This is a genomic window from Nocardia barduliensis (assembly GCF_013315795.1).
GTDB lineage: Bacteria > Actinomycetota > Actinomycetes > Mycobacteriales > Mycobacteriaceae > Nocardia > Nocardia barduliensis.
On record NZ_JABLTE010000179.1, the window covers coordinates 1 to 9,807 of the forward strand.

Below are 9,807 nucleotides of genomic sequence, written 5' to 3' on the forward strand. Positions count from 1 at the left end.
CCATGCCCCCGAACCCCGCACCGACCACGACCGCGTCGTATTGAGGCGCCACACCGAACCTCCTGCTAGCTGAACCACATATCACGGAATGACACATCATTCCGCTTGTGACGACTGTATCATCGGCTAGGTGACGAAGCCATCCACGCGTGCCGAGCGACGGAAAGCCGAACTGCGCCAGGAGATCATCGACACCGCATTCATCTGTTTCGCCGAAAAGGGCTATCACGCCACCGGCATCGCCGACATCGCGGGGCATCTAGGCATCGGGCACGGCACCTTCTACCGGTACTTCAGCAACAAGCGCGACATCATCGACCACGTGATCGACGATCTGGCCGCGCGCATCATCGCCGCCCTCGGCACCGAGAACGCCCCGGACGCCGCCGCCACCCTCGACGAATACCGCGCCCAGATCGACCGCATCGGCGTGGCGCTCACCGAGATCCTGCTGGCCGACCGCAGGGTTGCCCAGCTGCTGCTGTTCCACGCCACCGGCATCGACGACGAACTCACCCAGCGGCTGTACGGACTGCTCGACACCGCCGACGCGCTCACCGCGGGCTATCTCGACCACGGGGTCGAGCTGGGCTACCTGCGCGCCGACCTGGACACCCGCAACACCGCGCGCGCGGTGACCGGCATGCTGATCGCGGGCATCGTGCACTCGCTGCGTGAACCGGACGAGGCCGCGATCGCCGGACTCAACCAGGCGATCCGCCGCCTGCTCGTGGACGGCGTTCGCAAGGATTGAGCGGCTCGGCAATCCCCCTGACACCACCACCGGGCGCTAGGGTGAGGCGCACTGATCCGACGCTTCGCCAGGGGGACGGCCCTTGTTCGCAAAAGGCCAAGGAATTCCGAAACTTTCCTTCAAAGCGGTCCGGCGCACCGAGCCTGACAGAATGTCGCCCGTGACCCCGGAGGACGTGCGCCGCACCCGATTCGCGATTTCGACGCTCGGGCATCGCGGCTACCACGCGGACGAGGTGGACGCCTTCCTCGAACTCGTCGCCGCGACCCTGGCCGGGCAGGGCGCGCTCGCCGCGGACGAGCTGCGCCGGGTCAGCTTCGACCCGCCCCGGCTCGGCCAGCGCGGCTATCGCGCCGACCAGGTCGACGAATACCTCGATCAGCTGCGCACCGAGCTGGAGTTCCGGCAGCGCGGCGTCCGGCCGGTGCCCGCCGCGAACGGCAACGGCCATCCCATGCTCACCCCTGACGACGTGCGCCGCATCCGCTTCACCCAGGCCCCGGTGGGACAGCGCGGATACAACGAGGACGAGGTCGGCGCGTTCCTCGACCTGGTCGCCGCGACTCTCGTGCACGGCGGACCGGGCAGCCTCACCATCGATGACGTCCGGACCGTTCGCTTCACCGAGGCCCGCGTCGGTACTCGCGGCTATCAACGCGACGAGGTCGACGCCTTCCTCGATCTGGTCGCCGCCGCACTGCGCCATCGCTGCTGACCGGCCACCGCGTTGCGCCGACGGCGCGGTTCACTCGAACAGGTCGAGGGTGGGATGCGGCTCGCGACCGCGCACTTCGATGGAGCCGAAGACCAGGTCGGGCGGCGGGACGAGGCCGAGGTGTTCCCAGGCCGCGGCCGTGGCCACCCGGCCGCGGGGTGTGCGCGCGACCATGCCCGCGCGCACCAAGAACGGTTCGCACACCTCTTCGACGGTCGCGGCCTCCTCCCCGACCGCCACGGCGAGGGTGGACACCCCGACCGGGCCACCGCCGAAACTGCGCACGAGCGCGCCGAGCACCGCCCGGTCGAGACGGTCCAGACCGAGCACGTCCACGTCGTAGACCTCGAGCGCGGCCTGCGCGACAGGGCGGGTGATCCGGCCGTCGGCACGCACCTCCGCGTAGTCGCGGACCCGGCGCAGCAGGCGGTTGGCGATGCGGGGCGTGCCGCGGGAGCGGCCCGCGATCTCGGCCGCCGCCTCCTCATCGATGACGACGCCGAGGATGTGCGCCGAACGTTGCAGGATGCGCAGCAGCTCCCCCGGCTCGTAGAAGTCCATGTGCCCGGTGAAACCGAAGCGGTCGCGCAACGGCCCGGTCAGCGCCCCGGACCTGGTGGTGGCGCCGACCAGGGTGAACGGCGCGATATCCAGGGGGATGGAGGTTGCCCCCGGCCCTTTGCCGACGACCACGTCCACCCGGAAGTCCTCCATCGCCAGGTAGAGCATCTCCTCGGCGGGGCGGGCCATCCGGTGGATCTCATCGATGAACAGCACGTCGCCTTCGACCAGGTTGCTGAGCATGGCGGCGAGGTCCCCCGCCCGCTCCAGCGCGGGACCCGAGGTGATCCGCAGCGCGGTGCCCAATTCGGTGGCGATGATCATCGCCATGCTGGTCTTGCCGAGACCCGGCGGGCCGGAGAGCAGCACGTGGTCCGGCGTGCCGCCGCGCTGCTTCGCTCCGCGCAGCACCAGGGCGAGCTGTTCGCGCACGCGGGGCTGGCCGATGAAGTCGTCCAGCGACTTCGGGCGCAGACTGGCCTCGATCTCGCCGTCTGAGTTCAGATAACCGGCGCTGACCTGGGATTCGTCAGGTTCTTCGTGGTGGTCCATGACGCCTTACCGGTTCTTGCCGAGCAGGCCGAGCGCGGCGCGCAGAGCAGCGGAGGTGTCCGCGGCGGGCTGGTCGGCCAGCACCGCGTCGATCGCCTGTTCGGCCTGTTTGGCAGCGAAACCGAGGCCGACGAGCGCCTCGGTGACCTGATCGCGCACCGGCGTGCGCACCGCCGCGGACGCAGATCCGGGCGCACCGGAGGGCACCGGAACGAGATTCACCTTGTCCCGCAGTTCGACCACCATGCGCTCGGCGCCGCGCTTGCCGATGCCGGGCACTCGGGTCAGTGCCGCCACATTGCTCTCGGCCAGTGCTTTGCGCAGCGCCTCTGGCTCGAGGACGGCCAGTACCGCCATCGCGAGGCGGGGGCCGACGCCGGAGACGGTTTGCAGCAGGCCGAACAGGTCACGGGCCTCCGTGTCGGCGAAACCGTAGAGCGTCATCGAGTCCTCGCGGACGATCATCGCGGTGTAGAGCCTGACCTCCTCGCCACAGGTCAGCCCGGCCAGGGTGGACGGGGTGGCGTTGAGCCGGTAGCCGACGCCGGCCGCCTCGAGCACCGCGTGGTCGAGGGCGATTTCCAGCACTTCACCGCGTACCGACGCGATCACCCGCGCACCGCCTTCCGTTGTTCGGCCAGCCGTTCGATGTACCGGCGCTGCGCCGCGGCCGCCTTGGCCTCCGCCGCGGCCATCCGTTCCAGCAGCGGCGCCCGCCAACAATGGCAGATCGCCAGCGCCAGCGCATCCGCCGCGTCCGCCGGTTTCGGCGCGGCCTGCAGGCCGAGGATGCGGGTGACCATCGCGGTGACCTGCTTCTTGTCCGCGCTGCCGTTGCCGGTCACCGCCGCCTTGACCTCGCTGGGCGTGTGGAAGGCGACCGGGATCCCCCGGCGTGCCGCGGCCAGCGCGATCACTCCGCCCGCCTGCGCGGTGCCCATGGCGGTACGCACATTGTGCTGGGCGAAGACGCGTTCGATGGCGACGGCCCCCGGCTCGTGGGTGTCCATCCAGCGTTCGGCGGCGTCGGCCACCGCGAGCAGGCGATGGGCCAGATCCATGTCACCGGGCGTGCGCACGACGCCGACGTCCACGGCGGTGACCTTCCGCCCCGGACCGCCGTCGACGATGCTGAGGCCGCAGCGGGTGAGTCCGGGATCGACGCCCATCACCCGCACGACAACCCCTTCCGGACACGAACAATTGTTCGAGAGTCTAGCGGAGGCTTGCCCTTTCGCCCTCCAGCGACACAGCTAGCCGCCGAGGAGCGCCACTGCTCCCGATGTGCCCGGCAACCCGAGCAACTCGGGATGATGCGCACGCGCCGCCCACTGCCGCGCGGGATCGGCGATCAAGCGCCGGGCGGTCAGATCGAGCAAGCCGCTGACGTGGGTCACCGTCGCGGCGACCACCCCGTCGGCCCGGGTCAGGACGTGCTCGACCCGATAGGTCTTGCCCTGCCCCCACTGCCAGGCGCACGACACGTCCACGGTGTCGCCACCGCGTAATTCGCGCTGGAAGCGGAGCATCGTCTCCAGGTTGACCGGCCCGAGACCCGACGCGATCAGCTCGTCGACGGATACGCCCGCCGCCTGGACGCACGCGAACCGCGCGTGGTCGGCGAATTGGTGATAGGCCGCGCCGGTGACATGCAACTGCGGATCCAGATCGGACACCCGGACTTCGATGCGGGTACTGAACGACACGGGCCGACTATGCCAGTGGGCACCGACAAGTTCGCCGTGCCACCGACCCGGGGCGAAATGCGCGCGCACGGCTGCCGCCACGGCCGGAGACCGCACGGGCCGTTTCCGTGGACGCGGGATCGCCTTCGCGGTGGCGTCCAGCGAGAGCAGCGCGGCGCCGCAGCGGATGGTCATCGATCGCCGGCCGTAGCGCGCACGCTCGTCGGCTTCGACGGCGAATCGGCTGGAGAAGCGCGGCGGCGCTAGGGTTCGACGCTCCCGGCGACCTGTCGCGCGAACGCGGCGTGAGCGCGCTCGTCGAAGAGAACGAACCGGGCCTGCACCACCGCCGTCTCGGTCGTCCGGACCGTGTCGACGGCGACCCGGGCGCCGTCGTCCATCGGCCAGCCGAAGATGCCGGTGGAGATCGCCGGGAACGCCACCGTCCGCGCCCCCAATTCGTCCGCCACGCGCAGGGATTCCCGATAGCACGAGGCCAACAGGGCGGAACGGTCCTCGTCGGCCGACCACACGGGCCCGACGGTGTGGATCACCCACCGCGCGGGCAGGCGGCCCGCCGTGGTGGCCACGGCGGCACCGGTCGCCAGGCCCCTGCCGTAGTGGGACGCGCGCAACCTGCGGCACTCCGCCAGGATCTCCGGGCCACCGCGCCGATGGATCGCGCCGTCGACTCCCCCGCCACCGAGCAGCGACGAGTTCGCCGCGTTCACCACCGCGTCGACCTCTTGCTCGGTGATGTCACCGCGCACCAGCACCAGTTCGACCATGCCTCGCATTCTGCCCCGGCCACGGTGGGCGAGCACCGCGAGCGACACGCACCACGGCCGAGGCGCGCGGTCCGGATGCTGGTCGAACACTTCGCACGCCGGTACGCGCGCCTCGGCCGAGTTCGCGGAATCCCGCGCCCGAAGCTCGGTCGTTCCCGCCGGCGGAGGCGGCGAAGGCGCGTGCTCTGGGCGAACCGTCGGCAAATTAGTACTCACCGTGCCCTGAAATCTCCCACGATCAGGGCGTCGGCGCTTCTACCATCCGAGGATGAGCATTGGTGCGAAAGCTGTCCTCGAAGGCGGGCCGCAAGACTTGCCCACACGTATCGTCCCGATCACCCCGCCCGGGGTGGAATTGAAGGTGCCGTTCCGAGGCGGATACGAGCATTTCAAGGTCACCCAGCGGGAACAGGACACCTCCGAAGGGCGACTGCGCGTCTACGAGTGGTGCGATCGCACGAAGATCGCGGAGTGAGCACGGCCCTCCCTCCCCGGCGGCGGTGACGCGCCGACCGGCCGCGAAGATCCGACCGAATTCGCCGCGGAAGCCCCTGGACAAAAGCGTAACCACTTGGTTACGCTTTTGTCGTGGACGAGGTGGCGGGCGCGATCGCCGATCCGGTACGCCGGGAGATCATGGAATTGCTCGTCGGCGCCCGGCGCACCGCCGGAGAGATCGCCGGGCATTTCGCGATCAGTCGCCCCGCCGTCAGCAGGCACTTGCGGGTACTGCGGGAAAGCGGGCTGGTACGCGACGAACTCGTGGGCAGGGAGCGCTTCTACGTGCTCGACACCGGCCCGCTGTCGGCAATCACCGAATGGCTCGCGCGCTTCCAGCAGCCCGCCTCCTGGGCGCACCACCTCGACGCACTCGAAACCGAGGTCTACCGGACCAGACGCGAGCGTCGCACCGGCGACCAGGACACCCCACGCGCGGACACTCCCCGCGAGGACACGGCATGAGCGGTCAGGCCCGAAGGCGGCAGCGCAGCGTCACCACGCAGGACCCCGCACATGCCGACAACAGATACAGCATGAGCGGTCAGGCCCGGAGGCGGCAGCGCAGCGTCACCACGCAGGACCCCGCACATGCCGACAACAGATACAGCATGAGCGGTCAGGCCCGGAGGCGGCAGCGCAGCGTCACCACGCAGGGCCCCGCTCATGCCGGAAAGGACACCGCATGACCAAGCGACCCACGGGACAACTGTTTCCCGCCGACGCGGGCAAGGATCTGGTGCTGATCCGCACCTACCGCGCCCCGATCGAGGACGTCTGGGCGAGCGTCACCGAATCCGACCGCACCGCGCGCTGGTTCGGACCGTGGGAGGGCGAAGCAGGGCCGGGACGAATGATCAAGGTGCAGATGGCTTTCGAAGACGAGCAGCCGTGGATACAGATGCGCATCGATGCCTGCGAGCCGCCGCACCGTCTCGCCGTGTGGGCGGTCGACGACAACGGTTCCTGGCACTTGGAGCTGGCCCTGCGCGAGACGGCGGGAAGCACCGAACTCCGCTTCACCCACCATCTGCGCACCGAGACCGAGATGGCCCAGATTCCCGAGGTCGGCCCAGGCTGGGAGTACTACCTGGACATGCTCGGGGCGGCCCGTGCGCAGACCGACCGCCCCGATTTCGCGCACTACTATCCCGCCTTGCAGGAGTACTACGCGCGGTTGATCGACTAGTCGTCGAGCTGGGCGAGGACCTCGTCCGGTATGTCGACGTTGGTGTAGACGTTCTGCACGTCGTCGCTGTCCTCGAGCGCGTCGACCAGTTTGATCACCTTGCGGGCGCCGTCGGCGTCCACCGCGACCGACACCGAGGGCTGGAAGCCGGACTCGGCGGAGTCGTAGTCGATACCGGCGGTCTGCAGCGCGGTGCGCACCGCGATCAGATCGCCGGGCTCGCTGATGATCTCGAACGACTCACCGAGGTCGTTGACCTCCTCGGCGCCCGCGTCGAGCACCGCGAGCAGCACGTCGTCCTCGGACAGGCCGTTCTTCTCCAGCGTGACGACGCCCTTGCGGTGGAACAGGTAGGCCACCGAGCCCGGGTCGGCCATGTTGCCGCCGTTGCGGGTCATCGCGACCCGGACCTCGCCCGCGGCCCGGTTGCGGTTGTCGGTGAGGCACTCGATCAGCACGGCCACGCCGTTGGGCCCGTAGCCCTCGTACATGATCGTCTGCCAGTCGGCGCCGCCCGCCTCTTCACCGCCGCCGCGCTTGCGCGCGCGCTCGATGTTGTCGTTGGGGACCGACGACTTCTTCGCCTTCTGGATGGCGTCGTACAGCGTCGGGTTGCCATCCGGGTCACCGCCACCGGTCCGGGCCGCCACCTCGATGTTCTTGATCAACTTCGCGAACAGCTTGCCGCGCTTCGCGTCGATCGCAGCCTTCTTGTGCTTGGTGGTGGCCCATTTGGAGTGGCCGCTCATTCCCTACTTCCTTCAGGTCGATGGCACGTCTGGTCGTGTGTACGGTACCGGCACGGCCGGGCGGACAGTTTCCCCAGCCTACTCGGGCGGCCCCCGCGGTCGTACCAACCGGCCCCCGGCTAGGGCTTCGACCGGCCGGGCGCGAGTCGCGAACCGCCTTCGCCCGTCAGGCCGACCGGACCAGCTCCACGAACATCCGGTGCACCCGCAGATCGCCGGTCACCTCGGGATGGAACGACGTGGCCAGGACGTTGCCCTGCCGCACCGCGACGATCCGCCCCGCGGCCGGACCGGCAGGCACGGTGGCCAGCACCTCGACACCCTCGCCCGCGCGCTCGACCCACGGCGCCCGGATGAACACCGCGCGCACCGGGCCGTCGGTGAGCCCGGCGAACGGCAGATCGGTTTCGAACGAGTCGACTTGGCGGCCGAACGCGTTGCGCCGCACCGTCATATCGATGCCGGACAGGTGCTCGGCGTCCGGTCGGGTGTCGAGCACCTCGGAGGCGAGCAGGATCATGCCCGCGCAAGAGCCGAAGGCAGGCATGCCCTCGCGCAGCCGGGCGCGCAGCGGCTCCAGCAGCTCGAACACCGTCAGCAGCTTGCTGATCGCGGTCGACTCGCCGCCCGGAAGCACCAGCGCGTCCACCGCTGCGAGCTCCGACTCGCGCCGGACCAGCACCGGCTCGGCGCCACAGCGCGCGAGCGCGGCGACGTGCTCGCGGACATCGCCCTGCAACGCGAGCACGCCGATGGTGGGACGGGACCGTGCCGGTCCGGCGTCGGCGGCGGGTGCCGCGACCGAGGTAGCGTTCACCTCGGAAAGCTTACGAGCCGTACCGATGTGGGCCTGCTCACGGTCACCGTCCGGCGCACGTCGCGGTCAGTCCTCGCGCAACGTGCGGATGAGGCCTTCCTGGACCACGGCCGCCACCAGCGTGCCCTCGCGGGTGAAGATCTTGCCGCCGGTCAGGCCGCGGCCGAAACCGGCCGACGGCGAGGACTGGTCGTAGAGCAGCCATTCGTCGGCGCGGAACGGTCGCAGGAACCACATCGCGTGATCGAGCGAGGCGTTCTGGGTCGGCTCGTCGGGGTGGACGACCTTCGAGGATCCCAGCAGCGTCATATCGCTCATGTAGGCCAGGGTGCACACGTGCACCAGCGGGTCGTCGGGCAGCAGGTGCCGGTAGCGGAACCACACCTGCTGCTGGGAGACCACGCCGTCGCGGCGGGAGACGTTCTCCTGCGGAACCATGCGGATGTCCCAGTGTTCCCATTCGCGCATCGCCCACAGCCGTTCCGGACTCATCTCGGTGCTCGCGTCGGGGAGATCTTCCGGCATGGGCACGTCCGGCATGACGTCCTGGTGCTCCGGCCCCTGGTCACCGACGTGGAACGAGGCCGACATGGTGAAGATCGCGGCCCCGTCCTGGATGCCGGTCACCCGCCGGGTGCAGAACGAGCGGCCGTCCCGGATGCGCTCGACCTGGTAGACGGTCGGTTCCTGCGGATTGCCCGGACGCAGGAAGTACCCGTGCAAGGAGTGCACCTGGAATCGCGGTTCCACCGTCCGCACCGCGGACACGAGCGCCTGGCCGGCAACCTGGCCGCCGAACGTGCGCGGGAGCTGGGTCTTGGTGGACGCGCCACGAAAGATGTCCCGCTCGAGCCGCTCTATCTCCAGCGCCTCTTCGATTGTCGCCATGCGCTGACATTATCCCGGCCGCCCACGGGAGCGAAGTTCGACCACCGGTGAACCCTCGGCAACACCCGCGCTCCCCCCGCCGTCCCCCCGGACGCTCTTTTGCTGAGATGGACAGGTGCCACGCTTTTCGCCGATCACCCGCGACGGCCTCGTCCAGCAGGTGATCCATCCCGTCCGCACCGCGCGCTCGCACACGGTGATCGCCGTCGACGGCGCGGACGCTGCCCAGCCGGTAGCGCTCGCCGGCCGGATCGCCGACGCGCTGCGCGCGGCGGGGCGGTCCGCCGCGGTGGTCTCCCTGCACGACTACGTGCGCCCCGCCTCGCTGCGCATGGAGTTCGGCCGCACCGACGAGTTGTCCTATCGCACCGCGTGGTTCGACTACGCCGCGCTGCGCCGCGAAGTGGTCGACGCGCTCCGGCGGCACGACCGGTGGCTGCCCGCGCTCTGGGACGAAGCCGCCGACCGCTCCGCCCGCGCCGCGATCCGCACGGCGCCGCCCGCGACCACGATCGTCCTCGCGGGCCCGATGCTCGCGGGCCGCCACCTGGACGCCGATCTGAGCGTCCGCCTCGACCTGTCCGAGGCCGCGCTGCGCCGCAATACCCCGC

At 70.0% G+C, this 9,807-nt stretch carries 15 protein-coding genes; 7 read left to right on the plus strand and 8 right to left on the minus strand.

The window, feature by feature from the left end:
• Positions 1 to 130 precede the first annotated feature (130 nt).
• A complete protein-coding gene (locus tag HOV91_RS37230; RefSeq protein ID WP_174189904.1) occupies positions 131 to 754 on the plus strand; it encodes a TetR/AcrR family transcriptional regulator in 624 nt (207 codons plus the stop codon).
• 151 nt (positions 755 to 905) lie between these two features.
• Positions 906 to 1,469, plus strand: coding sequence for a DivIVA domain-containing protein (locus HOV91_RS40725; protein WP_174189905.1), 564 nt, complete (start codon positions 906 to 908; stop codon positions 1,467 to 1,469).
• A gap of 30 nt (positions 1,470 to 1,499) precedes the next feature.
• On the opposite strand, the gene ruvB is transcribed toward HOV91_RS40725, so the two are convergent.
• The 5 genes from ruvB to HOV91_RS37260 all read right to left on the minus strand — a co-directional run bounded on the left by ruvB (position 1,500) and on the right by HOV91_RS37260 (position 5,055).
• Positions 1,500 to 2,582, minus strand: a complete 1,083-nt coding sequence (gene ruvB, locus HOV91_RS37240) for a Holliday junction branch migration DNA helicase RuvB (protein ID WP_174189906.1) — start codon at positions 2,580 to 2,582, stop codon at positions 1,500 to 1,502.
• Between the two features lie 6 nt (positions 2,583 to 2,588).
• Positions 2,589 to 3,194 carry a Holliday junction branch migration protein RuvA gene (ruvA, locus tag HOV91_RS37245; protein ID WP_174189907.1) on the minus strand — a complete coding sequence of 202 codons (606 nt, stop codon included), beginning with the start codon at positions 3,192 to 3,194 and terminating at the stop codon, positions 2,589 to 2,591.
• Complete coding sequence (ruvC, locus tag HOV91_RS37250) at positions 3,191 to 3,760, minus strand: crossover junction endodeoxyribonuclease RuvC (protein ID WP_174189908.1); 570 nt, start codon at positions 3,758 to 3,760, stop codon at positions 3,191 to 3,193. Before ruvC ends, ruvA begins: the two co-directional genes overlap by 4 nt.
• A gap of 75 nt (positions 3,761 to 3,835) precedes the next feature.
• Entirely contained in the window at positions 3,836 to 4,288 is a 453-nt protein-coding gene (locus HOV91_RS40730; RefSeq protein WP_174189909.1) for an acyl-CoA thioesterase, read from the minus strand.
• A gap of 242 nt (positions 4,289 to 4,530) precedes the next feature.
• A complete protein-coding gene (locus HOV91_RS37260) occupies positions 4,531 to 5,055 on the minus strand; it encodes an O-acetyl-ADP-ribose deacetylase (RefSeq protein ID WP_174189910.1) in 525 nt (174 codons plus the stop codon).
• 268 nt (positions 5,056 to 5,323) lie between these two features.
• Between HOV91_RS37260 and HOV91_RS37265 the strand changes: the two genes are divergently transcribed.
• From HOV91_RS37265 to HOV91_RS37280, 4 genes are all read left to right on the plus strand, one after another.
• Positions 5,324 to 5,530, plus strand: a complete 207-nt coding sequence (locus tag HOV91_RS37265) for a DUF5988 family protein (protein ID WP_043694250.1) — start codon at positions 5,324 to 5,326, stop codon at positions 5,528 to 5,530.
• 113 nt (positions 5,531 to 5,643) lie between these two features.
• Entirely contained in the window at positions 5,644 to 6,018 is a 375-nt protein-coding gene (locus tag HOV91_RS37270) for a metalloregulator ArsR/SmtB family transcription factor (protein ID WP_174189911.1), read from the plus strand.
• Complete coding sequence (locus HOV91_RS37275; protein ID WP_174189912.1) at positions 6,015 to 6,242, plus strand: hypothetical protein; 228 nt, start codon at positions 6,015 to 6,017, stop codon at positions 6,240 to 6,242. The genes HOV91_RS37270 and HOV91_RS37275 overlap by 4 nt, the downstream gene beginning before the upstream one ends.
• Complete coding sequence (locus tag HOV91_RS37280; RefSeq protein WP_174189913.1) at positions 6,239 to 6,742, plus strand: SRPBCC family protein; 504 nt, start codon at positions 6,239 to 6,241, stop codon at positions 6,740 to 6,742. The genes HOV91_RS37275 and HOV91_RS37280 overlap by 4 nt, the downstream gene beginning before the upstream one ends.
• Here the strand turns inward: HOV91_RS37280 and HOV91_RS37285 are convergent.
• The 3 genes from HOV91_RS37285 to HOV91_RS37295 form a co-directional block, all read right to left on the minus strand.
• Positions 6,739 to 7,491: a YebC/PmpR family DNA-binding transcriptional regulator gene (locus HOV91_RS37285; protein ID WP_043727721.1), complete on the minus strand. Its 753-nt coding sequence runs from the start codon at positions 7,489 to 7,491 to the stop codon at positions 6,739 to 6,741. The two genes, HOV91_RS37280 and HOV91_RS37285, sit on opposite strands and share 4 nt — an antisense overlap.
• A 166-nt stretch (positions 7,492 to 7,657) precedes the next feature.
• Positions 7,658 to 8,308 (minus strand): pyridoxal 5'-phosphate synthase glutaminase subunit PdxT, encoded by a 651-nt coding sequence (pdxT, locus tag HOV91_RS37290; protein ID WP_174189914.1) that lies wholly within the window; start codon positions 8,306 to 8,308, stop codon positions 7,658 to 7,660.
• Between the two features lie 66 nt (positions 8,309 to 8,374).
• Positions 8,375 to 9,196 carry an acyl-CoA thioesterase gene (locus HOV91_RS37295; protein ID WP_174189915.1) on the minus strand — a complete coding sequence of 274 codons (822 nt, stop codon included), beginning with the start codon at positions 9,194 to 9,196 and terminating at the stop codon, positions 8,375 to 8,377.
• 115 nt (positions 9,197 to 9,311) lie between these two features.
• Between HOV91_RS37295 and HOV91_RS37300 the strand changes: the two genes are divergently transcribed.
• Positions 9,312 to 9,807 (plus strand): nucleoside/nucleotide kinase family protein (locus HOV91_RS37300; RefSeq protein WP_174189916.1); only part of this gene is annotated, 496 nt, incomplete at its 3' end.

Excerpts from the sequence above, each read along its gene's own strand:
- HOV91_RS40725 (WP_174189905.1), top strand. The coding sequence starts at position 906 with ATGTCGCCCGTGACCCCGGAGGACGTGCGCCGCACCCGATTCGCGATT.
- ruvB (WP_174189906.1), bottom strand. The coding sequence starts at position 2,582 with ATGGACCACCACGAAGAACCTGACGAATCCCAGGTCAGCGCCGGTTAT.
- HOV91_RS37260 (WP_174189910.1), bottom strand. The coding sequence starts at position 5,055 with ATGGTCGAACTGGTGCTGGTGCGCGGTGACATCACCGAGCAAGAGGTC.
- HOV91_RS37265 (WP_043694250.1), top strand. The coding sequence starts at position 5,324 with ATGAGCATTGGTGCGAAAGCTGTCCTCGAAGGCGGGCCGCAAGACTTG.
- HOV91_RS37275 (WP_174189912.1), top strand. The coding sequence starts at position 6,015 with ATGAGCGGTCAGGCCCGAAGGCGGCAGCGCAGCGTCACCACGCAGGAC.
- HOV91_RS37280 (WP_174189913.1), top strand. The coding sequence starts at position 6,239 with ATGACCAAGCGACCCACGGGACAACTGTTTCCCGCCGACGCGGGCAAG.
- HOV91_RS37285 (WP_043727721.1), bottom strand. The coding sequence starts at position 7,491 with ATGAGCGGCCACTCCAAATGGGCCACCACCAAGCACAAGAAGGCTGCG.
- HOV91_RS37295 (WP_174189915.1), bottom strand. The coding sequence starts at position 9,196 with ATGGCGACAATCGAAGAGGCGCTGGAGATAGAGCGGCTCGAGCGGGAC.